The 22,009-nt window shown below is 67.4% G+C and carries 25 protein-coding genes; 11 read left to right on the top strand and 14 right to left on the bottom strand.

The features are described 5' to 3' along the window. Positions 1 to 33: 33 nt before the first annotated feature. From gshB to rsmI, 3 genes are all read right to left on the bottom strand, one after another. The gene (gshB, locus tag ABS767_RS07590) at positions 34 to 990 is read right to left on the bottom strand and encodes a glutathione synthase (RefSeq protein WP_408077745.1); all 957 of its coding nucleotides are present in this window, start codon (positions 988 to 990) and stop codon (positions 34 to 36) included. Between the two features lie 66 nt (positions 991 to 1,056). Further along, entirely contained in the window at positions 1,057 to 1,413 is a 357-nt protein-coding gene (locus tag ABS767_RS07585) for a YraN family protein (protein ID WP_408077744.1), read from the bottom strand. A 130-nt stretch (positions 1,414 to 1,543) separates the two neighbouring features. Continuing rightward, positions 1,544 to 2,380: a 16S rRNA (cytidine(1402)-2'-O)-methyltransferase gene (rsmI, locus tag ABS767_RS07580; protein ID WP_408077743.1), complete on the bottom strand. Its 837-nt coding sequence runs from the start codon at positions 2,378 to 2,380 to the stop codon at positions 1,544 to 1,546. A 12-nt stretch (positions 2,381 to 2,392) separates the two neighbouring features. Here rsmI and ABS767_RS07575 point away from each other — a divergent pair, with 12 nt between their 5' ends. Further along, the gene (locus tag ABS767_RS07575) at positions 2,393 to 3,592 is read left to right on the top strand and encodes a penicillin-binding protein activator (RefSeq protein WP_408077742.1); all 1,200 of its coding nucleotides are present in this window, start codon (positions 2,393 to 2,395) and stop codon (positions 3,590 to 3,592) included. Positions 3,593 to 3,624: 32 nt separating this feature from the next. Here ABS767_RS07575 and hemW read toward each other — a convergent pair whose 3' ends face one another. Next, a complete protein-coding gene (gene hemW, locus ABS767_RS07570; RefSeq protein WP_408077741.1) occupies positions 3,625 to 4,764 on the bottom strand; it encodes a radical SAM family heme chaperone HemW in 1,140 nt (379 codons plus the stop codon). A 39-nt stretch (positions 4,765 to 4,803) separates the two neighbouring features. On the opposite strand from hemW, the gene ABS767_RS07565 reads away from it, so the two are divergent. Further along, complete coding sequence (locus ABS767_RS07565; RefSeq protein ID WP_408077740.1) at positions 4,804 to 5,358, top strand: CAP domain-containing protein; 555 nt, start codon at positions 4,804 to 4,806, stop codon at positions 5,356 to 5,358. Here the strand turns inward: ABS767_RS07565 and ABS767_RS07560 are convergent. The 5 genes from ABS767_RS07560 to rph are packed head-to-tail and all read right to left on the bottom strand — an operon-like array spanning position 5,334 to position 8,760. Further along, complete coding sequence (locus tag ABS767_RS07560; protein ID WP_408077739.1) at positions 5,334 to 6,008, bottom strand: hypothetical protein; 675 nt, start codon at positions 6,006 to 6,008, stop codon at positions 5,334 to 5,336. The genes ABS767_RS07565 and ABS767_RS07560 overlap by 25 nt on opposite strands. A gap of 52 nt (positions 6,009 to 6,060) precedes the next feature. After that, a complete protein-coding gene (locus tag ABS767_RS07555) occupies positions 6,061 to 6,642 on the bottom strand; it encodes a DUF1989 domain-containing protein (RefSeq protein WP_408077738.1) in 582 nt (193 codons plus the stop codon). Then, positions 6,632 to 7,330, bottom strand: a complete 699-nt coding sequence (gene gntA / locus ABS767_RS07550; RefSeq protein WP_408077737.1) for a guanitoxin biosynthesis heme-dependent pre-guanitoxin N-hydroxylase GntA — start codon at positions 7,328 to 7,330, stop codon at positions 6,632 to 6,634. The genes ABS767_RS07555 and gntA overlap by 11 nt, the downstream gene beginning before the upstream one ends. Before the next feature lie 48 nt (positions 7,331 to 7,378). Further along, the gene (gene rdgB, locus ABS767_RS07545; protein WP_408077736.1) at positions 7,379 to 8,047 is read right to left on the bottom strand and encodes an RdgB/HAM1 family non-canonical purine NTP pyrophosphatase; all 669 of its coding nucleotides are present in this window, start codon (positions 8,045 to 8,047) and stop codon (positions 7,379 to 7,381) included. Beyond that, the gene (gene rph / locus ABS767_RS07540; RefSeq protein WP_408077735.1) at positions 8,044 to 8,760 is read right to left on the bottom strand and encodes a ribonuclease PH; all 717 of its coding nucleotides are present in this window, start codon (positions 8,758 to 8,760) and stop codon (positions 8,044 to 8,046) included. Before rph ends, rdgB begins: the two co-directional genes overlap by 4 nt. A gap of 90 nt (positions 8,761 to 8,850) precedes the next feature. On the opposite strand from rph, the gene ABS767_RS07535 reads away from it, so the two are divergent. The 7 genes from ABS767_RS07535 to ABS767_RS07505 all read left to right on the top strand — a co-directional run bounded on the left by ABS767_RS07535 (position 8,851) and on the right by ABS767_RS07505 (position 15,193). Continuing rightward, a complete protein-coding gene (locus tag ABS767_RS07535) occupies positions 8,851 to 9,357 on the top strand; it encodes a DUF6438 domain-containing protein (RefSeq protein ID WP_408077734.1) in 507 nt (168 codons plus the stop codon). A 31-nt stretch (positions 9,358 to 9,388) separates the two neighbouring features. Then, a complete protein-coding gene (hrcA, locus tag ABS767_RS07530) occupies positions 9,389 to 10,432 on the top strand; it encodes a heat-inducible transcriptional repressor HrcA (protein ID WP_408077733.1) in 1,044 nt (347 codons plus the stop codon). Positions 10,433 to 10,456: 24 nt separating this feature from the next. Beyond that, a complete protein-coding gene (grpE, locus tag ABS767_RS07525; protein ID WP_408077732.1) occupies positions 10,457 to 11,005 on the top strand; it encodes a nucleotide exchange factor GrpE in 549 nt (182 codons plus the stop codon). Between the two features lie 144 nt (positions 11,006 to 11,149). Continuing rightward, a complete protein-coding gene (locus ABS767_RS07520; protein ID WP_408078667.1) occupies positions 11,150 to 13,891 on the top strand; it encodes a [protein-PII] uridylyltransferase in 2,742 nt (913 codons plus the stop codon). Between the two features lie 87 nt (positions 13,892 to 13,978). Beyond that, positions 13,979 to 14,362: a VOC family protein gene (locus ABS767_RS07515; protein ID WP_408077731.1), complete on the top strand. Its 384-nt coding sequence runs from the start codon at positions 13,979 to 13,981 to the stop codon at positions 14,360 to 14,362. Next, complete coding sequence (locus tag ABS767_RS07510; RefSeq protein ID WP_408077730.1) at positions 14,359 to 14,544, top strand: hypothetical protein; 186 nt, start codon at positions 14,359 to 14,361, stop codon at positions 14,542 to 14,544. The genes ABS767_RS07515 and ABS767_RS07510 overlap by 4 nt, the downstream gene beginning before the upstream one ends. A gap of 457 nt (positions 14,545 to 15,001) precedes the next feature. Then, a complete protein-coding gene (locus tag ABS767_RS07505; RefSeq protein WP_408077729.1) occupies positions 15,002 to 15,193 on the top strand; it encodes a hypothetical protein in 192 nt (63 codons plus the stop codon). 45 nt (positions 15,194 to 15,238) lie between these two features. Here ABS767_RS07505 and ABS767_RS07500 read toward each other — a convergent pair whose 3' ends face one another. From ABS767_RS07500 to ABS767_RS07485, 4 genes are all read right to left on the bottom strand, one after another. Continuing rightward, positions 15,239 to 16,105, bottom strand: coding sequence for a glycoside hydrolase family 16 protein (locus tag ABS767_RS07500; RefSeq protein WP_408077728.1), 867 nt, complete (start codon positions 16,103 to 16,105; stop codon positions 15,239 to 15,241). Beyond that, positions 16,102 to 16,635, bottom strand: a complete 534-nt coding sequence (gene infC / locus ABS767_RS07495) for a translation initiation factor IF-3 (RefSeq protein WP_408077727.1) — start codon at positions 16,633 to 16,635, stop codon at positions 16,102 to 16,104. Before infC ends, ABS767_RS07500 begins: the two co-directional genes overlap by 4 nt. Positions 16,636 to 16,967: 332 nt before the next feature. Next, the gene (thrS, locus tag ABS767_RS07490) at positions 16,968 to 18,992 is read right to left on the bottom strand and encodes a threonine--tRNA ligase (protein ID WP_408077726.1); all 2,025 of its coding nucleotides are present in this window, start codon (positions 18,990 to 18,992) and stop codon (positions 16,968 to 16,970) included. An 85-nt stretch (positions 18,993 to 19,077) separates the two neighbouring features. Then, on the bottom strand, positions 19,078 to 19,563 hold the full coding sequence (locus tag ABS767_RS07485) for a hypothetical protein (protein ID WP_408077725.1): 486 nt from the start codon (positions 19,561 to 19,563) through the stop codon (positions 19,078 to 19,080). Between the two features lie 213 nt (positions 19,564 to 19,776). On the opposite strand from ABS767_RS07485, the gene ABS767_RS07480 reads away from it, so the two are divergent. Together ABS767_RS07480 and ABS767_RS07475 are read left to right on the top strand one after the other, a co-directional pair. After that, positions 19,777 to 20,124, top strand: coding sequence for a VOC family protein (locus ABS767_RS07480; RefSeq protein WP_408077724.1), 348 nt, complete (start codon positions 19,777 to 19,779; stop codon positions 20,122 to 20,124). 93 nt (positions 20,125 to 20,217) lie between these two features. Then, entirely contained in the window at positions 20,218 to 20,637 is a 420-nt protein-coding gene (locus tag ABS767_RS07475; protein WP_408077723.1) for a hypothetical protein, read from the top strand. 554 nt (positions 20,638 to 21,191) lie between these two features. On the opposite strand, the gene ABS767_RS07470 is transcribed toward ABS767_RS07475, so the two are convergent. After that, positions 21,192 to 22,007 (bottom strand): LD-carboxypeptidase, encoded by an 816-nt coding sequence (locus ABS767_RS07470; RefSeq protein ID WP_408077722.1) that lies wholly within the window; start codon positions 22,005 to 22,007, stop codon positions 21,192 to 21,194. Positions 22,008 to 22,009 lie beyond the last annotated feature (2 nt).

Here is a 22,009-nt window from a genome sequence, read left to right as displayed (position 1 = left end):
GGATGAGGCGTAGCGCAGCGCTGGCCGAACGAATCAGCCACGCGCCGCAACCCGGCGCTCGATCGCGTCCCAGATCATCGCGGCGGTATCCGTGCCGTTGAACGTGTCGATCGCGACGATACCGGTCGGCGACGTAACGTTGATCTCGGTCAGCCACTCGCCGCCGATCACATCAATCCCGACGAAGATCAGCCCGCGCCGCTTGAGCTCGGGCGCGAGCGCGGCGCAGATTTCCTCTTCCTTGGCGGTCAGCTGCGTCTTCGCCGCGGTCCCGCCGACTGCCAGGTTCGACCGGATCTCGCCTTCACCCGGAACGCGATTGACCGCCCCCGCGACCTCGCCATCGACCAGCACGATGCGCTTGTCGCCCTTCGCGACATCGGGAAGGAACGCCTGCACCATATGCGGTTCGCGATAGGCGGTGTTGAACACCTCGATCAGCGACGAGAGGTTGGCGCCATCCGTATCGATCTTGAAGATCGCCTTGCCGCCATTGCCGTGCAGCGGCTTGACCACGATCGCGCCGTGCTTCGCCAGGAACGCCTTCGCCTCGTCATAGTCGCGTGTGATCAGCGTCGGCGGCATGAAGCGCGCGAAATCGAGCACCCACACCTTCTCCGGCGCGTTGCGCACGCTCGCCGGATCGTTGACCACCAACGTCTTGTCGGCAATCCGCTCGAGCAGATGCGTCGCGGTGATATAGCCAAGGTCGAACGGCGGATCCTGCCGCATCAGCACGACATCGACCTCCTCGCCCAGATCGAGGGCCACCGGATCGCCAAACTCGAAATGATTGCCGGCAACGCGCTGCACCGTCACCGGATGCGCCTTCGCCCACACCCTCCCATCGGCATAGTTGAGTGCCTCGGGCGCATAATGGAACAGCCGGTGCCCGCGCGCCTGCGCCGACAGCATCAGCGCAAAGGTCGAATCGCCCGCGATGTTGATCGCATCGAGCGGGTCCATCTGGACGGCGACGGTTAGCGGCATCTTTGTTCCTCGGTGACGGCTGAAGCGCAGTTAGGGAGCCGCGACACGAATGTCACCCGACGGGGCTCACCCGATCCACGCATTCTCGATATGCCGCGGGCGGACCCCCGGCGCGATCAGCAGCACGTCCACCCGGATATCCTCACCGTTGGTCGCATAGCGCGGCATCAGAACTTCCGCAGCCGCCGCGACCCGCGCCAACCGCCGCTCGTCGATCGCGAAGTCGAGCTCTGCCGCCGATTTCCGTGCCTTTACCTCGACGAACGCGATCAGCTTGCCCCGCTTCGCCACCAGGTCGACCTCCCCCGCCGGCGTCCGCACCCGCCGGTCGAGGATGCGCCACCCGCGCAGCCGCAGATACCACGCCGCCCGCGTCTCCCCGTCGCGTCCCGATTGCTCGGCGGCGCGGCGGTCATGGACCATTTAAACTCCTCCCCCAGAGGGGGAGGGGGACCGCGCGCGCAGCGCGTGGTGGAGGGGTGTCCCGCTCTCGAAAGGGCGACACCCCTCCGTCAGCGCTGCGCGCTGCCACCTCCCCTTACAGGGGAGGATTTCAGCCACCCTTCATCTCCATCGCCCGCGCGTACAGCGCCTTGCGGTCCAGCCCCAGCCGCTTGGCCACCTCACCCGCCGCCTTCGACGCCGGCAGCCGCGTCAGCGCCTCGGCCAGCGCCGCATCGGCATCTTCCGCGCTTGCCGGCGGCGCCTCGCCCGGCGGGGCGACGACGATCACGATCTCGCCCTTCGGCCCGCCCTCGGCGTAACGCGCCGACAATTCGCTCAGCGATCCCGTCACGCATTCCTCGAACTTCTTGGTGATCTCGCGCGCTACCGCCGCCTCGCGATCCCCCAACCCCTCGGCCAGCGCCGCCAGCGCCGCCGATAGCCGCGGCCCGCTTTCGTAGAAGACCAGGGTCGCGCGCACGCCCGCCACCTCGGCGATCGCCTCGCCTCGCGCCTGCTGCTTGCTCGGCAGAAAACCCATGAAGAGGAACCGGTCGGTCGGCAGCCCCGCCAGCGTCAGCGCCGCGATCCCCGCGCACGGTCCGGGTATCGTCGTCACCGCATGCCCCGCCGCGCGCGCATCGCGCACCAGCTTGTAGCCCGGATCGGAAATCAGCGGCGTCCCCGCGTCGGATACCAGCGCCACCGCCTGCGTCGCCATCCGCGCGACCAGCCCGGGCCGCACGGCCTCGGCATTATGGTCGTGATAGGGGGTCATCGGCCGCTTCGCACCGAGATGGCGGAACAGTCCGGCTGTCACACGGCTGTCCTCGACCGCAACCACATCGGCGTTCAGGAGTATTTCAGCCGCGCGTGGGGATAGATCGCCGAGATTGCCGATCGGGGTCGCGACGATATAGAGGCCGGGCGCAAGAACAAAGGTCATCGGGGAGTCGTCATGACAGAGGCAGCAGTCAAACCGCAACGGGGCATTGTCGCCTTGATCCGTGGCGCAGTCGTCGCCGGCGCGATTCTCGTCGCCGCCTGCGTCCCCCGCCCCGGCCCTCCGCCCGGCCCCGTGCGCCCCGATCCCGTCGCGCCGACCCGCCCCGATCTCCGCCCGGTCCGCCCCGGCCTGCCCGAAGCAGACCTCAGCCGGCATCGCGTCGCGCTGCTCGTTCCGCTCTCCGGCTCCAACGCCGGCATCGGCCGCAGCCTTGCCAACGCGACACAGCTCGCCATTCTCGATACCAAGGCGGACAATATCCGCATCACCACCTATGACACCGCGATGGGCGCCGCCGCCGCCGCCAATCGCGCGCTGGCGGACGGCAACCGGCTGATTCTCGGCCCGCTGCTGTCGGAAGACGTACGTGCCGTCGTCCCGCTCGCCCGCCGCGCCAACGTACCGGTGCTCAGCTTCTCGAACGACACCAATGTCGCGGGCAACGGCGCCTATCTCATGGGCTACACCCCCGCCCAGTCGATCGAGCGCGTGGTCGACTATGCCCGCCGCACCGGCGTCACCGAATTTGCCGGGCTAATGCCGACCGGCGTCTATGGCGACCGCGCCTCGACCGCCTTCCTGCGCGCGGTCGAGAATGCCGGCGGCAAGGTCACCGCGCTCGAAACCTATAATCGCGGGCCGGCGGCGATGAACGCGGCGGTCGCGAAGCTCGCGCGCTCGCCGTTCCAGGCCGTGCTGATCGCCGACAGCGCCAGCGGCGCGGTCACCGCCATCCCCGCACTGCGCCGGTCGAGCGGAACCGCGCGCGTGCTCGGCACCGAATTGTGGAACAGCGATTCGGGGATCGGTGGGATGACCCAGCTCAACGGCGCGTGGTTCGCCAGCGTCTCAGACACCTATTACCGTCAATATGCCGCGAAATACCGCGCGCGGTTCAGCGCGGCGCCGTACCGCCTGTCGACGCTGGGCTACGACGCGGTGTTGCTCACCGTCCGCATCGCGCGCGACTGGCGGCCGGGGACAGACTTCCCGGCAGGCCGGCTGTCGGACCGCGACGGGTTCGCGGGCCTCGACGGCGCGTTCCGCTTCGGCCGCGACGGCGTCGCCGAACGCGCGCTCGAGGTTCAGGAAATCCGCGGCGGCACCACGGTCACCGTGTCGCCTGCACCGCAGGGCTTCGGGGGGCGGTAACAAGAAATCCTCCTCGTCCCGGGGAGGATTTTTTAGTCCGCGACCACCTCGCGCAGGATCGCTTCGAGCACCGGCATCCCGGCGGCGGTAACGCGCAGCCGGGTTCCGACCTGCTCGATCAGCCCGTGCGTCGCCAGCCGCGCCACCGCAGCCGAGTCGACATAGTCCGCGCCGATCCGCGCCAGATCGACCCCCTCGGCCAGCCTTAGCCCCATCACCAGCGCCTCGGCAGCGCGCTCGTTCGGGGTCAGAACGGTCTCCTCCTGCGCGCCATGGCCGTTGCGCGCGACCGCGCCGATCCAGTTCTCCGGCTTCTTGTGCCGCACCGTCGCATGGCCCGTGCGCCGACCATGCGCACCGGGACCGATCCCGGCATAGTCGGTATAGCGCCAGTAGCTCAGGTTATGCCGGCTCTCCGCCCCCGGCCGGGCATGGTTCGACACCTCGTACAGCGGCAGCCCTGCCGCACCGGTCAGCGCCTGCGTCACGTCCCACAGATCCGCCGCGGCATCACTATCGGGAATCACCAGATCGCCCTTCGCCGCCAGCGTCGCAAAGCGCGTCCCCGTCTCGATCGTCAGCTGGTACAGCGACAGATGCTCGGTCCCGAACCCCAGCGCGCGGCGCAGTTCCGCCTCCCACTCCGCCACTGACTGGCCCGGCCGCGCATAGATCAGGTCGAAGCTCACCCGCGCGAAATGCCGCTGCGCCGTTTCCAGCGCCCCCAGCCCCTCGGCCACGCCATGCGCGCGCCCCAGGAACGCCAGCGCATTGTCATCCAGCGCCTGCAGCCCCAGCGACACGCGATTGACCCCCGCCGCCGCCAGATCGGCAAACTGCGCCGCCTCGACCGAGGACGGATTGGCCTCCAGCGTCACCTCGAGATCGCCCAGCGGCGTCCATGCCGCCACCGCCGCGTCGATCACCGCCGCCACCGTCTCGGGCGGCATCAGCGACGGGGTCCCGCCCCCGAAGAAGATCGACCCGAGCCGCCGCCCCGGCAGCAACGCCGCCTCATGCGCCAGGTCGGCGAGCAGCGCCTTGCGCCACGCGTCCTGATCCACCACCTCGCGGACATGGCTGTTGAAATCGCAATAGGGGCATTTGGAGACGCAGAACGGCCAGTGCACGTACAGCGCCAGCGGATCGGAAGAGTGTCGGGAACCGTTCATCTGCGCCGCGCTATGCGCCGGATCGAGGCGTACCGAAAGATGTTGCTGCTCCCTCTCCTGATCCTCGCCGCCTGTTCGCCGCAGCAACAGGAGGCGCCCGAACGCCATGTCGAGCGCAAGCCCTTCGCCGGTCCCGCCCCGCGCGGTGCCGATCGGCTGCGCGACGCGATGCTCACCGTGCACAATGCTGCACGCGACGCGGTCGGACAGGCCCCGCTCGCCTGGGACGCGTCGCTTGCACGCGACGCCTCCGCCTATGCCCGCAATCTTGCCCGGCGCGGCGCGTTCGAACATTCGCGCCAGCCTGTGGGTCCGCAGGCGCAGGGCGAGAATCTGTGGACCGGCACGCGCAGCGCCTATCGCTACGAAGAGATGGCGCAGCATTGGGTCGATGAACGGCGCAACTATCTCAACCGCCCGATCCCCGACATCAGCCGCACCGGCAAGTTCATCGAGGCCGGGCATTATTCGCAGATCGTCTGGTCGACCACCACCCGCGTCGGCTGCGCGCTCGCCAGCAACCGCCGCGACGACTATCTGGTCTGCCGCTACGCACCCGCCGGTAACGTCTATGGCCGCGTCGCGCTGCCCTGATTGCGCGCCTTGAGCCGCTCGACCCGCGCATAGGACGCGTCTTCCCGCCCGAACATGACGACCTTCGACTGGCGCCCCTTCGCCTCATCGGCCTCGACTCGCCGTTCGAGCCTGCGGATGCCCCAACTCCCCTTTTCGCAGCAGATGCACCCGCACGGCGCCTTGCCGTTCGCGCCGGGCATGTAGCGCCAGCCGGTCACCTGCGGCAGCATCTTGAAGCGCAGGATCTCCGAAGGCCGGATCGCACGCGGAATCATCACCTGATAGCCTTCCGGTGAAGATGGCAGCCGCCCCCCGCGCTGCACCGCTCTGGATGCCTTGTCGGCCACGCGCGCAGCCGCCGGATCGCGCCGCTCGGCCTCCAGCATCAGCGCCACCGCCTGCGCGGCGCTCATCTCGCGCCCCGCCCCACCATAATGGGAGACGGTCACCCTCTCGTCGTCGGGAATACGGAAATAGACGCCCGCAATCGTCCCGCCATTGCCGCGCCGCAGTTCGCGCAGCCATTGGTGCGCGATGTTGAACTCGCGCGTCACCGGCATCGCGTAAACTTCGCGACGGACCCACCCCTCCTGCTTGACGAGCGCGATCCCCCGGCGGCGGATGCCGGGCAGGTTGCGATGGCTGGTCAGGTGGACGAAGGTGGCCATGCGCCAACCCTACCCGCGCCGCGCGGCCGCTGCCAGACTGCGTCCGAAAGCGTCAGTCGATCTGATAGTCGATCGGCTTGAACGATCCGTTGTTCGACTGCAGCGCCGAACAGGCAGTCAGGCCGATCACCAGATCCTCCTCCGCCCGAAACACCACCCGGTCGCCCGCCTTGCTCAGCGGCGGATCGACGCGCAGCTCGCCCGTTTCGCCGTCCACGGGCACATTCATGAAGCAGTTGAACGCCACCGGGATCATGTCCTCGTTCACGCCATAGGGCGCGAGCGCGGCGGCAAGGTTGCCGAAGCAGCCGCGGTGCGGATCGGTATCGCCATAGATGATCCGGAACGTATCCTTCGAACAGGGCGTCAGCAGGAAATCATGCCGCCCGACATCGTCGGCGATGATCTCCAGCAGCACATTGCTGCGGTTCGAATAAAGCTTGTCGCCCGTGGTCAGGTAGATGCGGCTCGCATAATCGAGCGTGCGCCCCGACGAGATCACTTCCTGCACGTCGCCGCGCCTGAACGCGAGCAGGTCGGCGACCTGTTCGCCGGTCGGATCGATCACGGTCAGCGTCTGTCCCTTGTCCAGCGTGAAGGCAGTGCCGCTGCGCGGCGAGATCCTATGCCGCATCGGACACGCTCCTCCGCCGCCCGCTGAACGGACACACCCAGTCTTCACCGACCGCGCGCCCGCTATATTGCCGCGCCTCCGACACCGTCCCGTGTCGCGCCAGCATCGGATTGGCGAAGCCCGCCAGCGCAACGTCGCGCTCGATGATCGATTCGCGCAATTTCTCGTAGCGGCCCTGCGCGCGCAATTGCTCGAACTGGTCGTGCAGGTTGAACACCAGCGCCGGCCGCTCGAACCGGCGCGCCGGGCGGCTGGCGCCGGGATGCAGTCCGACGACGAAGAACCCCTCGCCGCCAAAGCTCAGCGAGAAATGCGGGTCGTCCGGCGTCACGCCGACGCGCGGATCGGGCTGCTGCCCCAGCCATTCGTCCTTGTCGGTCAGCGACTGCAAGCGCGCCCACAAGGTCGCTTCGAACTCTTCCTCGCTCAGCGTCGCCTCTTCCTCGAACAGCACGACGAACGACTGGAACAGCTGCGGCTCGGCCCGATAGGATTGGGCGAGGTCGAGCAACCCGGGCAGGATGCGCAGATCGTCCCACGCCGAGCGGATGTCGCGCCCCACCACGAACCGCATCTGCTCCTTCGCCAGCGCCGACTTGGCGCCCACGCAGGGGAATTCGGGATCGCGGATGAACGCCTGAAACCGTTGGGCAAGCGGGTGCTCCGCTTGATTGATCACTTTGAGCATGCCCTGAAAACGCAGTGCGATCCCAAAGGGTTCACGCCGGTCGAAGAATCAGAACACCGCCGCGACCAGCTGCCGGAACGCGTCCGCGCGATGGCTCATCGCATGCTTCTTGTCGGGTGCCATCTCGCCGAAGCTGAGGTCATAGCCATCGGGCACGAACATCGGGTCGTATCCGAACCCCTGGTCGCCGCGCGGTGGCCAGGTCAGCGTGCCGTCGACGCGCCCCTCGAACCATTCGACATGCCCGTCGGGCCAGGCGAGCGCGAGCGCGCACACGAAATGCGCCGCGCGCGACGTGCCTTCGGGCAGCGCGTCGAGCTTCGCGTTGACGCGCGCCATCGCCCTGTCGAAATCGCGGCCCTCTCCCGTCTCCGGCGCGAGCCCGTCGATCCCCGGATCGGGCAGGCCCCAGCGTGCCGAGAAGATACCCGGCGCATTGCCCAGCGCCTCGACGCACAGCCCGCTGTCGTCGGCCAGCGCGGGCAGGCCGGACAGGTCCGCCGCCTGCATCGCCTTCAGCTCGGCATTGGCGACGAAGGTCGTTCCCGTCTCCTCCGGCTCGGGCAGGTCGAGCGACGCCGCGCTCACGGGCTCGACACCATAGGGCGCGAGCAGTTCGCGAATCTCGCGCACCTTGCCCTCGTTATGGCTGGCGATGACCAGCTTGCCCGGCGCGAGCTTGCGGATCGCCTGCGGCTCCTTGCCCTCCCCGCTCATCGCCCGGCGGCCTTGAGCTGCGCCGCGAAGATGTCGTTGCACCCGATCCGCGCAAGCCGCAGCAGGCGGAGCAGCCCTTCCTCGTCATAGCAGGCGCCCTCGGCGGTCGCCTGCGCCTCGGCGATCTTGCCGTCGGCGAGCAGCACGAAATTGGCATCGGCATCCGCCGCGCTATCCTCGTCATAGTCGAGGTCGAGCACGGGCGTGCCCTGGTAGATGCCGCACGACACCGCCGCGACCTGCTGCAGAATCGGGTCGCTGGTCAGCTTGCCCTCGGCGATCAGCTTGTCGACCGCGAGGCGCAGCGCGACCCACGCGCCGCTGATCGACGCGGTGCGCGTGCCGCCATCGGCCTGGATCACGTCGCAATCGAGCGTGATCTGCCGCTCGCCGAGCAGCTTGAGGTCGGTCACCGCGCGCAAGCTGCGCCCGATCAGCCGCTGGATTTCCTGCGTCCGCCCGGACTGCTTCCCCTTCGCTGCCTCGCGATTGCCGCGGGTGTGCGTCGCACGCGGCAGCATGCCGTACTCGGCGGTGACCCAGCCCTCGCCCTTGCCGCGCAGCCATGGCGGGAGCCGTTCCTCGACGCTCGCGGTCACCAGCACCTTGGTATTGCCGAAGCTCACCAGCACCGAACCCTCGGCATGGATGGTGAAGTTGGGCTCGATGCTGATCGTACGCATCTGGTCGGGGGCGCGGCCGCTGGGGCGCATAGAATAGTCTCCAAGGTTCGTTTCGCAGCGGACCTAGACGCAAGGGAACCAACGCGCCAGTCTGGCGCTTCGCTCCGTCGGAGAAATCGCATGAAACGGCTTGGACTGATCGTGGTACTGGGGCTGGCAATGGCAGGCTGTGCGCGCACCCCCGCGCCGGAGGCACCTCCTCCAACACCCTCGGCAACGCAGATCAGCTACAGCACCGGCCCGTGCTTCGGCGCCTGCCCGGTCTATGCCTTCACCGTCCAAGCCAATGGCGACGGCAGCTTCGAGGGCAAGCGCTTCACCCAGACCGGCGGCACGAAATCGTTCAAGCTCACTCGCGCGGACTTTGACGCCTTCGCCGCCGCGCTCGCCCCCTATCGCCCCGCCCCCGGCACCAGCCGCCGCTATTCGCACGGCGAAAGGGGCTGCGAACGCGCCGCGACCGACATGCCCAGCGCCGAAGTCACCTGGATCGGCCCAGGCGGCAAGAGCCAGCTCTATTATTATTTCGGCTGCGACATGGACGCCAACCACGCCATGGCCGACGCGATCGGCAACGCCCCCGACCTCATCCCCGCCCTCGCCCCGCTGATCGGCGAGCGGCCTTGAGAGCCTGCACCGACACGCTACATTTGAGCCTGTGACCACCCCGCCGATCACCGAGCTGACCGACCGCGCCCGCGACATCTTCCGCGTCGTCGTCGAATCCTATCTCGAGGCCGGCCAGCCGGTCGGCTCGCGCACCATCTCGCGCGCGCCCGGCCTCAACCTCTCCCCCGCTTCGATCCGCAACGTGATGCAGGATCTGGAGGAACTCGGCCTGCTCGCCGCGCCGCATACCAGCGCGGGGCGGATGCCGACCGAGCTTGGTCTGCGCCTGTTCGTCGATGGCATGATGCAGGCCAACGAACCCTCGGCGGAAGAGCGCGCCGCAATCGAATCGCGCGCCGCGACGCGCGGCCCGGTCGAGGAAGCGCTGGCCAGCACCACCGCCGCGCTCTCCGGCCTGTCCGCCTGCGCCGGCATGGTGCTGGTGCCCAAGGCCGAGCGCGTGCTGCGCCAGTTCGGCTTCGTGCCGCTCGGCAACGATCGCGCGCTCGCGGTGCTGGTCGGCGAGGACGGCTCGGTCGAGAACCGCGTGGTCGATCTGCCCCCCGGCCTGCCCGCCGCCGCGCTCGAACAGGCGGCCAACTATCTCACCGCCGCGCTCGGCGGCCTCACCCTGTCCGAAGCGCGTACGCGGATCGGGCGCCAGATCGCCAGCGAGCGCGCCGCGCTCGACGATGCCGCACGCACGCTGGTCGAGCGCGGTCTCGCGGTCTGGTCGCACGACGGCGACGACCGCCCGGTGCTGATCGTGCGCGGCCAGGCCCGCCTGCTCGACAGCGCCGCTGCCGACGATCTCGAACGCGTCGGCCAGCTGCTCGACCAGCTCGAGGGCAAGGAAGAGATCGCCCGCCTGCTCGACAGCGCACGCGAAGCCGATGCCGCACGCATCTTCATCGGGTCGGAGAACAAGCTGTTCGCCCTGTCCGGCTCGTCGGTGATCGCCAAGCCCGTGCGCGCGATGGACGGTCGCGTGGTCGGCGTGGTGGGGGTTATCGGACCGACGCGGTTGAACTATGCGCGCGTCGTGCCCATGGTGGATTTCACGGCTTCAACCCTGGCCAGATTGCTGGCCTGAACAACCAGAAAACACGCAGGAACCATGACCGAAGAGAACAAGACCGAAGCGACCGAAGATCTCCGTTCGGAGACTGCGGAGCAGGCACCCGAAGTCGCCGAGCACGACCGTATCGCCGAGCTCGAAGCGGAACTCGCCGAATCCAAATCGGCGACGCTCTATGCCCGTGCCGAGGCGCAGAACCTGCTGCGCCGCGCGCAGAAGGAAGCGGAGGACGCGCGCAACTATGCCGCCACCGGCTTTGCGCGCGACATCCTCTCGGTCGCGGACAATCTCGGCCGCGCGCTGTCGGCAATTCCCGAAGAGTTGCGGGAGGACGACAAGATGAAGGGCCTCATCACCGGCCTCGAGGCGACCGGCCGCGAACTCGACAGCGTCTTCGCCCGCCACGGCATCTCGAAAATCACCGCGCTGGGCGAATCCCTCGATCCCAACCGCCATCAGGCGATGATGGAAGTGCCCAGCGCCGATGCCGAACCGGGCACGATCGTGCAGGAAATCCAGTCCGGCTACATGATCCGCGACCGCCTCCTCCGCCCCGCACTTGTGGGTGTGGCGAAGAAGCCGGACTGAATCAGATAGGTCACCCCGGCCTCGTGCCGGGGTCCACTGCGCCGCACGTCGTGCGCCTGCCCCGCTCCCGCGGGAGAATCCCGGGGCGAAACCGGGATGACGAACGAGGTAGCGCGCCCGCCGCCCTTCCCCTATCTCCCCCCCATGTCCGGCCGCTTCGACTCCATCCCCCACCGCCGTGCGATCGTCGACCGGCGGGCGCTGGCGGACGATCTCGCCGCGCTCGACGCGCCCGATACGATGCGACTGCGCCAGGCCGCCGCGCTGCGGCTCAAACAGGCGCTGGAGGATGGCCGCGGCGAAATCGCCCGCCGCCTGATCGAACACCCCGCCAAGGGGCATGAAAGCGCGGCCAGCGGCGCGTTCCTCATGGACCAGCTGCTGCGCACGCTGTGGGACTTCACCCTCTCGCGCCTCTATCCCAACAGCAACCCGACCGCCGCCGAGCGGATGACGCTGATCGCCGTCGGCGGCTATGGCCGGGGCGAGATGGCGCCGTTCAGCGATGTCGATATCGGCTTCCTCACCCCGTGGAAGCAGACCGGGTGGAGCGAGCAGGTCATCGAATCGATGCTCTACACGCTGTGGGACATGGGGCTGAAGGTCGGCCACAGCTCGCGCTCGCTCGACGAGATGGTGCGAGAGGCGCGGAACGACGTGACCGTCCGCACCGCGCTGCTCGAGGCGCGCTACATCTGGGGCGACACCAGCCTGTACGACGAGGCCGCAGCCCGCTTCAAGGCGGAGATCCAGAGCGGCACGGCGCGCGACTTCATCGCGCAAAAGCTCGCCGAGCGCGACGAGCGCCACCGCAAGATGGGCGACAGCCGCTATGTCGTCGAACCCAATGTCAAGGAAGGCAAGGGCGGGCTGCGCGACCTGCACACGCTGTTCTGGATCGGCAAATACGCCCATGGCGTGCGCGAACCCGGCGACCTGGTCGAAGCGGGCCTGCTCACCAAGCTCGAATATCGCCAGTTCCGCCGCGCCGAGAATTTCCTCTGGGCGGTGCGCTGTCACCTCCACAATCTCGCCGGGCGCGGCGAGGACCGCCTGACCTTCGACTATCAGCGCGAGATCGCCGAGCGCATGCGCTACGCCGACCGACCGGGCAAGTCGAAGGTCGAGCGCTTCATGCACTTCTACTTCCTGCAGGCGAAGATGGTCGGCGACTTGACCGGCGTCTTCCTCGCGCATCTGGACGAGAAGTTCGCCGCGCGCGGCAGCCGCTTCGGCCTGCCCCGCATCCGCCGCTCCCCGCGCAAGCTCAAGGGCTTCGTGCTCGATCGCGGCCGCCTCGCCCTCCCGAACGACGATTTCTTCCGCGAAGACCCGGTCCGGCTGATCGAGTTGTTCCAGCTCGCCGACCTGCATAAGCTCGAGGTCCACCCGCTCGCGATGCGTGCCGCCAATCGCGATGCCAAGCTGATCGCCGACTGGCGCGACGACCGCCGCGCCAACGCGCTGTTCATGGACGTGCTGACGTCCCCGCGCGATCCCGAAACCGTGCTGCGCTGGATGAACGAGGCCGGGGTGTTCGGCCAGTTCGTGCCCGATTTCGGCCGCGTCGTCGCGCAGATGCAGTTCGACATGTACCATCACTTCACGGTGGACGAGCACACGATCCGCGCGGTCGGCCTCCTCAGCCGGATCGAACGCGGCGAACTCAAGGAGGATCACCCGCTCTCCACCGGTATCTTCGACCAGGTCGCCTCGCGCCGCGCGCTCTATGTCGCGGTGCTGCTGCACGATATCGCCAAGGGCCGCGGCGGCGACCACAGCGTGATCGGCGCGGAGATCGCGATGAAGCTCGGCCCGCGCTTCGGCCTGACCGCGGCAGAGACCGAGACGGTGTCGTGGCTCGTCCGCTATCACCTGCTGATGTCCGCGACCGCGTTCAAGCGCGACCTCAGCGACTTCAAGACGATCCTCGATTTCACCGCGGTGGTGCAATCGCCGCAGCGGCTGATGATGCTGCTCGTGCTCACCGTGGTCGATATCCGCGCGGTCGGCCCGGGCGTGTGGAACGGGTGGAAGCGCCAGCTGCTCACCAACCTGTTCGACAGCGCCGAGGAAGTGCTTCGCCTCGGCCACAAGCAAAAGGGGCGCAGCGAGCGCATCGCCGCGAAACAGGCCGCGCTGTCGCGCAATCTCAATGGCGAAACCGACGACTTCGTCCGCCGTCTTCCCGACGCCTATTGGGTGGCCGAGCCGGAGGACGTGATCGAACGCAACGCCCGCTTCGTCGAGCGCGTCGGCCCTGCCCAGCTTTCGGTCGAGGCGACCGTCTATCCCGATCGCGGCGCGACGCTCGTCACCGTCTATGCCGCCGACCATGCCGGGCTGTTCTACCGCATCGCCGGCGCGATCCATGCAGCCGGCGGCAACATCATCGACGCGCGCATCCACACCACGCGCGACGGAATGGCGCTCGACAACTTCTTGGTCCAGGACCCGATCGGTCGCCCGTTCGACGATCCGGGCCAGCTCGGCCGCATCGAGACCGCGATCGCCGAAGCGCTGGCGAACCGCGCCAAGCTCACCGAAAAGCTCGCCGCCAAGCCGCTTCCGCGCCTGCGCGCCGATGCCTTCACGATCGAACCCAATGTGCTGATCGACAACAAGGCGTCGAACCGCTTCACGGTGATCGAGGTGAACGCGCGCGACCGCCCGGCGCTGCTCCACCACCTCGCCTATGCGCTGTTCCAGTCGAAGGTGACGATCCACAGCGCGCATGTCGCCACCTATGGCGAGCGCGCGGTCGACACCTTCTACGTCACCGACCTGACCGGCGACAAGATCAGCGCCGTGCTTCGGTTGAAGTCGCTCGAACGCCGCCTGCTCGACGCGGCGATCGGGCTGGGAGAATTCGCCAGCGCGGCGTGACCTGGCGGGGGTGAAGGCATAGCTGTCCCCCCTTTCGCCATCCGCAACCGCGCCCTACACTCCCCGATCAACACGGGGGAGACGACGATGGGCGTACTCGGCATGGGCGGGCTGTTCTTCCGGGCGCAGGACCCAGAAGCGCTGTCGGCATGGTATCGCGAGCATCTCGGCATTGGCGGCGGATGCGTCGCCGAGGATAGCGGCGGCGAGCCCAATGACTGGATGTGGCAGACGTCGGGCGGTCCGATGGTCTTCGCGCCGTTCAAGGCGACCACCGACTATTTCCCCGCCGACAAGCAGTTCATGATCAACCTGCGCGTCCGCGATCTCGAAGGCATGCTCGAGCAGCTCAATGCCGCGGGGATCGAGGTGCTGACCAACCCCGAATGGGACTCCCCCGAAACCGGCAAATTCGCCCGCATCCACGATCCCGAGGGCAATGCGATCGAACTGTGGGAGCCCCCCGCATGAGCGCCGTGTGGATCGCACTGGGCGCAGCGGCAACCTCGCTGGGTGCCGTGGGGATCTCGCTGAACGCTGCGAAGCAGGCGAAAGCGAAGAAGGATGGCGGTGACGGCGGCGCCAGCGACGCCAGCGACCGCGATCGCACCGATAGCGATTCGGGCGAAGACGGCGGCGGCGGCGGAGACTAATATCCTCCCCCGCCAGGGGGAGGTGGCGCCGCAGGCGACGGAGGGGGAGGACGGAAGCGTCCTCTCGACCATCGCGCTTCCGCCCCCTCCTTCAGCTACGCTGACGCCTCCCCCTGGCGGGGGAGGATTGCACACACCCCCATCGCCAGCCCGGCCTTGAGCCGGGCCAAGGCTTCTACACTTCAACGCCGCAGGAATAGCCCAGCCGCAGATCAATCCTGGGGCGACAGGGGAGGCCTCAGACAGCCCCTAAACCACCGTCATGCTGAACTTGTTTCAGCATCTACCGCGCCACAAACGTCTTCGCTGCGTTCGTATTCGCCGGTCCGGCTAGTCCCTACTCCGGTAATCGAAACGCGCGCGAACCTTACGCCCACCCGTTTCACGCGCGCTTCAAACTCCGCTCGATTACGGTGCCGAGTGGTGCGTCGGCACCTTTTTGCCAGCCGCCAATCCGATGCACGCGGGTTCGCACAGAGCGTTCAGCCAGATCGAGCGCGGCGTCATCTTCGGCAAGGCCGCGAACAAGCGTCCGGTCATCCTTCCGAAGAACGCGTCGATTCTCCAGCGCCCTCCGCAATGGAACCGCTTTGCGGACTGCCTTCTAATTATTGCCAAAGCTATTCCGGCGATCGCGCGAGAGACTTAGCGCCTTCTTTTACTGTGGTGTCCGCGTGCGCTTGGCCATCCCGGTTCAGTTCCGCTGGTACACCCGCACCCAGTCCACCTCCATCGCGGCAGGGAACGCCTTGGGGTCGATCCCCTTCTGCCCGCCCCAGCCGCCGACCGCGACGTTCAGGATCAGATACTCGGGCGTTCCGAACGGCCAGGTCGCCGCATCGCCCTTCTTGTCGTTTTCGAACCGCATATGCGCGCGGCCGTCGATCCCGATCAGGATGCGGTCCGCGTTCCAGTCGAGCTGATAGGTGTGAAACGCCTCGCACACATCGGGGACCACGACGTTCGACCCCTTCTGGGTCTGCGCGACATGGTTGTAGGCGCCGGTGTGCACCGTGCCATGGACGCGGCCATTGTCCCAGCCGACATGCTCCATGATGTCGATCTCGCCCATCGCCGGCCAGCCCTTGCTGGCGTCCGACGCCAGCATCCAGATCGCGGGCCAGATGCCGCGCCCGCACGGCAGCTTGGCGCGGATCTCGAAGAATCCGTAGCGCCAGTCGGCGATGCCCTTGGTGAAGATCTTGCCCGAGGCATAGTCCTGCCCGCCATAATCCGCCTTGTCCTGCAACCGCTCCTGCGTCGCGGTGATGATCAGGCGGCCATTCTCGACCCGCACATTCTCGAGCCGCGCGGCGGCGTAATATTGCTTTTCCTCATTGTACCAGCCCTCCTTGTTGCGGCTGGTATCGTACGCCCAGCGCTTGGGATCGGGCAGGCCGTCGGTGTCGAACTCGTCCGACCAGACCAGCTTCGCGTCCGCCGGCCGGACGAGCGGCTCGTCCGTCCCGGCGGTGATCGGCGGGCTGTGCACCACCTGCGCGGCCGCGGGGATCGCCCCGCACGCCAGCAGTGTGGCGGACAGAAGCGCCGCCGCCCTCACTTGGGCGACAGCACCATCAGCATCTGGCGGCCTTCCATGCGCGGATAGCTCTCGACCTTCGCATCCTCGGCGCAATCGGCCTGCACGCGCTGCAGCAGCTGCATGCCGAGCTGGCCGTGCGAGAGTTCGCGACCGCGGAAGCGCAGCGTGATCTTGACCTTGTCGCCCTCGCCGATGAACTTGTGGACCGCCTTCATCTTCGTCTCATAATCATGATCGTCGATGTTCGGACGCATCTTGATCTCCTTGATCTCCTGCGTCTTCTGGGTCTTGCGGGCGAGGTTCGCCTTCTTCTGCGCCTCGTACTTGTACTTGCCGACGTCGAGGAACTTGGCGACGGGCGGATCGGCGTTCGGCGACACCTCGACCAGGTCGAGACCCAGCGCCTGCGCCTGCTCCATCGCTTCGCGCGTGTACATCACGCCGAGATTCTCGCCCTCATGGTCGATCACGCGGACCTTGGGCGACTGGATGAATTCATTGTGGCGCGGGCCGGTCGGCACCGGGGGCGCGAAACCGCGCCGGGACATGGGGGGACGTATAGGAACAGCTCCTGTTGTTGTTTCAATCTGGTTCGGTGCCGGCCCGCTCCCCCACCCGGCCACCCAGCGGTAGCATTATATGGGTGGCCGGGTGGGGGAGCGGGCCGGTACCGTACTCCAACTTAACGCAGGAACGCACGAACCGGTAGCCCCGCCGCACGATCCTGACGAAAAAGCCACACGCTGTGGCGCGCGGGTTACGCCCTTATATCGGGAGCGCGTATCGCCGGTTCAATCCTGTTCCCCTGCGAAAGCAGGGGTCCAGGGCGGCAAAGGCTACGCTGCATGACCCTGCACTCCTGCTTTCGCAGGAGAACGGATCACACCATGTCGCCTCCCAGCACAGCGACCGAACGATCCGGGGCCAGCGATTCTTGCGAAAGCCAGGCCAGCGCCTCGTCCAGCGCCATCACCTTCTGCCCCTCGCTGCCCAGCGTACGCACCGCGACCGTGCCCTCCTCCGCCTCGCGCTTGCCGACGACCAGCAGATGCGGGACCTTGGCGAGACTGTGCTCGCGCACCTTGTAGTTGATCTTCTCGTTGCGCAGGTCGCTCTCGACGCGGATCCCCGCGGCCTTCAGCTTCGCTACCGCATCCTTCGCATAGTCGTCGGCATCCGACACGATCGTCGCGACCACCGCCTGCACTGGCGCCAGCCAGGTCGGCAAGCGTCCGGCGAAATGCTCGATCAGGATGCCGATGAACCGCTCGTACGATCCGAAGATCGCACGGTGCAGCATCACCGGACGGTGCCGCTCGCCATCCTCGCCGACGTACGACGCGTCGAGCCGCTCGGGCAGCACGCGGTCCGACTGGATCGTACCGACCTGCCAGGTCCGCCCGATCGCGTCGGTCAGGTGCCACTCCAGCTTCGGCGCATAGAACGCCCCCTCGCCCGGCAGCTCTTCCCAGCCATATTGCTCGGTCGCCAGACCCGCGCGCACCACCGCGTCGCGCAGCTCGGCCTCGGCCTTGTCCCACATCTCCTCGGTGCCGAAGCGCTTGTCTGGGCGCAGCGCCAGCTTGATCGAATAGGTGAAGCCGAAATCCTTGTAGATCCGGTCGGCCAGCGCGCAGAAGGCCTGCACCTCCTCGACGATCTGGTCCTCGCGGCAGAAGATATGCGCATCGTCCTGCGTGAACTGGCGCACGCGCATCAGCCCGTGCAGCGCGCCGTGCGGCTCGTTGCGGTGGCAGCAGCCATTCTCGTACAGCCGCAGCGGCAGCTCGCGATAGCTCTTCAGCCCCTGACGGAAGATCAGCACATGCGCCGGGCAGTTCATCGGCTTCAGCGCCATCCAGTCGGCATCGTCGCTGACGATCGGCCCTTCGTCCTCGGTGTTCGGCACCTCGTCGGGGATTACGAACATATTCTCGCGATACTTGCCCCAATGGCCGGACTGCTCCCACTGGCGCGCGTCCATCACCTGCGGCGTCTTGACCTCGCGATAGCCCGCCGCATCGATCGCGCGGCGCATATACGCCTCCAGCTCGCGCCAGATCATGTAACCCTTGGGGTGCCAGAACACGCTGCCATGCGCCTCGGCCTGCAGGTGGAACAGGTCCATCTCCGCGCCCAGCTTGCGATGGTCGCGCTTCGCCGCTTCCTCCAGCCGGTGAAGATGCGCATCGAGCTGCTTCTTGTTGAGCCAGCCGGTGCCATAGATGCGCGTCAGCTGCGCATTCTTCTGATCGCCGCGCCAATAGGCGCCCGCGACGCGCATCAGCTTGAACGCCTGCTGGTCGAGCTTCCCGGTCGAGGCCAGGTGCGGCCCGCGGCACATGTCGAGCCAGTCGTCGCCCGACCAGTAGACGGTCAGTTCCTCGCCCTCGGGCAATTCCTTCGCCCATTCGGCCTTGAACGTCTCGCCCTCGGCCGACCATTTGTCGATCAGCGCCTGCCGGCTCCACACCTCGCGGCGCAGCGGCTTGTCCGCGCGGATGATCTCGCGCATCTTCTCCTCGATCGCGGGCAGATCCTCCATCGAGAAGGGCGCACGCGACGCCGGGGCCAGCACGTCGTAATAGAATCCGTCCTCGGTCGCCGGACCGAAGGTGATCTGCGTCCCCGGGAACAGCTCCTGCACCGCCTCGGCCAGGATATGCGCGAAATCGTGCCGCGCCAGCTCGAGCGCATCCGCCTCGTCGCGCGCCGTCACCAGCGCGAGGCTCGCATCGCCCTCGAACGCCCGCCCGATATCGCGCAGCTCACCATCGACCCGCGCCGCGATCGCGGCCTTGGCCAGCCCCGGTCCGATCGCGGCGGCGATATCCGCGGGGGTAGTCCCCGGCGCAACCTCGCGGACGGAACCGTCGGGCAGCGTAATGCGGAACATCTCGGACACGGGATCGGACTTTCTGTTGGAGGGGTCGTTCAAGTCGCGCGGCTTATGCCCGCGCGGTGGGGAACTAGGCAAGGCTTGCGGCATGTCAGCCCGCCCGCAATCGCGCAAGGTCGTGCTCCGACAGATCGGCCCGCTCGCCGCTCAGGCTCGCCTCGACCCGATCCTTCAGCGCGATCGCATCGGCCAGCGCATTGTGCGGCCGCGCGCTGTGCGCGGCGGTATCGAACCCCGGCAGATGCACCAGCATACACGAAAAGCTCAGCGGATCGTTGCGCTTGCCATGGTCGCGGATCAGCAGCGTGCAAAAATGCGCCAGATCCTCAGGCCAGTCGGCGACGAACAGGAACGGTCCCTCATCCTTGCGCAGGAAGTTCTGCAGCCGCTTCACCACGCTCGCGCGGTCGACCGGCTCGCGGTCCAGCTGCGGCATCACATGGTCGCGTACCCAGGGCATGATCAGCTCATGCGCATGCAGCGCCTCATAGAATGCCGCGCCATCCTCACGCACCAGCGCGATGCTCAGCAGCTGCCCGCCGCTCCCGTTGAATTCGGTGTCGATATAGTAACGCACGATCGCTTCCCCGCGCCCGCAATCTCACGTCGGAACAGGGGAAGCGGGGCGCCGGCCTCCCCCGTCCCCGGAGGAGGAACCGGCCGCGCGTCAGCCGCGCACGACCAGCCCTCCCGCCGGAGCGGGAGCGGTGCTAGTGGTCGTGGCGAAACGCTGTGCCATGAGGACAGAATAGGCATCGCGCGCCGGAAACGCCAGAGGGGACATCTGACAATGGCTGACCACCGCATCACGGCCATCCTCCCCTGCCGCGACCTCGCCGCGAGCACGGCCTTCTACCAACGCCTCGGCCTCTTGCTGGACAGCGACTGGGGCCATTACCGCATCCTCAGCGACGGCAAGGGCTGGCACCTCCATTTGCGCCACGAACCCAACACCCCGGGACCGCCCGACAATCCCTTCGGCCTCTACCTCTACGCCGAAGATGTGGACGCCATCGCCGAACGCGTCCGCGACCTCGTGATCGAACCCGGCGCGCCGCATCTCAAACCCTGGGGCATGTACGAATTCGCGGTCAGCGACCCCGACGGCGTGCTGGTCCGGGTGGGGCGGGAGGCCTAAATGGCAAACTGCGGCCTCGCAATCACGCTAGCAGCACCCTTGCTTTGCCTTGCGCTTTCGCATGACCAAATTCCCTCGCGCCTTTCGCCCGCGATGATCATCGCCTTGCGGCAGGTGTATCCAGGAATGACGGCTGCGTGCTGGCGGCGGCTACACCGGGACGGGGAGGATGCACTCCCGAGGCGCGTCGATCAGTGTTTTGCCATGATGCCCGCACAACGCTGGCGCGGCATCTGGAACGATTATTTCGAGGGTCAACAATTCTGCGCGGCCGGGAGGCGCTGCTCTGGTGGCTATGACCGTACCCAGCCGTGGATCACATTCGCCGACGGCGTTCGTCCGACGTCCGACCTGCCGACCAATCGCCGCTACGTAATCGAGTTCATCGGTCGACGCACAAAGATGCCAGGCTTTTACGGTCACCTTGGCAGCTCCGACCATGAGATCGTAGTGGACCGCGTGATCTCGATCACTCCGGCCCCCGCCGACGCTGCATCAGCTCCCCGGCGTTGAGGCGAGCATTCGAAGGACCGCGCGACTGAGCGCTTTCCTACTATCCGTCACCCCGGCCCCCGTGCCGGGGTCCACGTCGCCCCACGCGCGGCGGCGAAGCCCTACAGGCCGGCCCCGCCCCCATCGTCACCCCGGCCTTGAGCCGGGGTCCCGCTTCTTCGAGCGTCGGAGGCGGCGGGCACCCGGCTCAAGGCCGGGGTGACGGAAGGGGCGAATCCCCTTTCCTACAACCGCTCGAAAAGCGCATAAACTGGTCGATGCGCAGTCCACCCGAATCAACCCGCCCGACACGCGTCGCGCCCCGGTCGCGTCGGTGTCGGAGTCCTGTCGCGCAAGTGTCGCGTGGGTGTCGCATCCGCGTCGGCCCGCTGTCGCGTCGTGGTCGTGCCTCTGTCGCGCTGCTGTCGCTTACCCGTCGCGTCGAAGTCGCGCCGGTGTTGTCAGCCTGTCGCGTCGCAGTCGCCTTCCAGCCGCAAACCCGTCGCCTCCCGGTCGCGTCCCCCCAATACACGCCCATTTTCGTCAGCTTCGTAGGACGCCTGTCAACCCCGACCTCAAATCACCCCGAACGGCACCACCCGGTTGAGCGCGATATGCCCGATCCCCGAGCGGCCGAGATACGGCACCCCCATCTCGCGGCACCAGCGGATGATCATCTGCTCCAGCGATTCGCCGAACGGCACGTCGTTGTCGACGGTGTCGGTCACCGCGCCCAGCCGCACCCCGGCGATGCCCTGCAGCTGCGTGGCGTGCGCCATCTGGAACAGCATCCGGTCGATCCGGTACATCGGCTCGCCGACCTCCTCGATATGCAGGACATGGTCGGTCAGGTCGGGCAGCCATGGCGTGCCGATCATCGCGGTCAGGATCGACAGGTTGAACGCCGCCGCCGGGCGCCCGTCCAGCGTCGGCTCCAGCCCGTCGCGCTTGCCGTCGATCAGCCAGCTCAGCACCCATCCGGCATCGATGCCCTTGTCGTTGACGCCCATCGCGCTCGCCATCGATCCATGCGCCTGCCGCCCGATACGGCGGGCATAGAGCGCACCCAGCATGAACCCCATGTCGGAATAGCCGATATAGGTCTTGCGCTTCGCCGCCGGCCCCAGCTGCGGCATCGCCGTCTCGAGAATGCGGTTCGATCCATAGCCGCCGCGCGCGAACCAGATCGCGTCGAACGCAGGATCGTTGGCGAACTCCACGAACGCCTTGGCGCGCAGATCGTCGGGCCCGGCAAAATGCCCCTCGGTCACGAAGCATTGCGGGTGAAACACGATCTCGTGCGCCGGATAGGTCAGCGCCATGAACGCCTGCATCCGCGCCGCCGATTCCTGGCTGACGGTCCGTGCCGGTGCGACAACGCCGATGCGCATTT

The organism is Sphingomonas plantiphila, from assembly GCF_046000505.1.
Taxonomy (GTDB): Bacteria; Pseudomonadota; Alphaproteobacteria; order Sphingomonadales; family Sphingomonadaceae; genus Sphingomonas; species Sphingomonas plantiphila.
The sequence above is the reverse complement of the archived record's forward strand: the minus strand, read 5'-3'. Positions and strand labels throughout refer to the sequence as shown.

Bases quoted from the DNA above. Each gene is read 5' to 3' on its own strand.
- gshB (WP_408077745.1), bottom strand. From the start codon at position 990: ATGCCGCTAACCGTCGCCGTCCAGATGGACCCGCTCGATGCGATCAAC.
- ABS767_RS07585 (WP_408077744.1), bottom strand. From the start codon at position 1,413: ATGGTCCATGACCGCCGCGCCGCCGAGCAATCGGGACGCGACGGGGAG.
- rsmI (WP_408077743.1), bottom strand. From the start codon at position 2,380: ATGACCTTTGTTCTTGCGCCCGGCCTCTATATCGTCGCGACCCCGATC.
- ABS767_RS07575 (WP_408077742.1), top strand. From the start codon at position 2,393: ATGACAGAGGCAGCAGTCAAACCGCAACGGGGCATTGTCGCCTTGATC.
- hemW (WP_408077741.1), bottom strand. From the start codon at position 4,764: ATGAACGGTTCCCGACACTCTTCCGATCCGCTGGCGCTGTACGTGCAC.
- ABS767_RS07565 (WP_408077740.1), top strand. From the start codon at position 4,804: ATGTTGCTGCTCCCTCTCCTGATCCTCGCCGCCTGTTCGCCGCAGCAA.
- ABS767_RS07560 (WP_408077739.1), bottom strand. From the start codon at position 6,008: ATGGCCACCTTCGTCCACCTGACCAGCCATCGCAACCTGCCCGGCATC.
- ABS767_RS07555 (WP_408077738.1), bottom strand. From the start codon at position 6,642: ATGCGGCATAGGATCTCGCCGCGCAGCGGCACTGCCTTCACGCTGGAC.
- gntA (WP_408077737.1), bottom strand. From the start codon at position 7,330: ATGCTCAAAGTGATCAATCAAGCGGAGCACCCGCTTGCCCAACGGTTT.
- rdgB (WP_408077736.1), bottom strand. From the start codon at position 8,047: ATGAGCGGGGAGGGCAAGGAGCCGCAGGCGATCCGCAAGCTCGCGCCG.
- rph (WP_408077735.1), bottom strand. From the start codon at position 8,760: ATGCGCCCCAGCGGCCGCGCCCCCGACCAGATGCGTACGATCAGCATC.
- ABS767_RS07535 (WP_408077734.1), top strand. From the start codon at position 8,851: ATGAAACGGCTTGGACTGATCGTGGTACTGGGGCTGGCAATGGCAGGC.
- grpE (WP_408077732.1), top strand. From the start codon at position 10,457: ATGACCGAAGAGAACAAGACCGAAGCGACCGAAGATCTCCGTTCGGAG.
- ABS767_RS07520 (WP_408078667.1), top strand. From the start codon at position 11,150: ATGTCCGGCCGCTTCGACTCCATCCCCCACCGCCGTGCGATCGTCGAC.
- ABS767_RS07515 (WP_408077731.1), top strand. From the start codon at position 13,979: ATGGGCGTACTCGGCATGGGCGGGCTGTTCTTCCGGGCGCAGGACCCA.
- ABS767_RS07510 (WP_408077730.1), top strand. From the start codon at position 14,359: ATGAGCGCCGTGTGGATCGCACTGGGCGCAGCGGCAACCTCGCTGGGT.
- ABS767_RS07505 (WP_408077729.1), top strand. From the start codon at position 15,002: ATGCACGCGGGTTCGCACAGAGCGTTCAGCCAGATCGAGCGCGGCGTC.
- infC (WP_408077727.1), bottom strand. From the start codon at position 16,635: ATGTCCCGGCGCGGTTTCGCGCCCCCGGTGCCGACCGGCCCGCGCCAC.
- ABS767_RS07480 (WP_408077724.1), top strand. From the start codon at position 19,777: ATGGCTGACCACCGCATCACGGCCATCCTCCCCTGCCGCGACCTCGCC.
- ABS767_RS07475 (WP_408077723.1), top strand. From the start codon at position 20,218: ATGATCATCGCCTTGCGGCAGGTGTATCCAGGAATGACGGCTGCGTGC.
- ABS767_RS07470 (WP_408077722.1), bottom strand. From the start codon at position 22,007: ATGCGCATCGGCGTTGTCGCACCGGCACGGACCGTCAGCCAGGAATCG.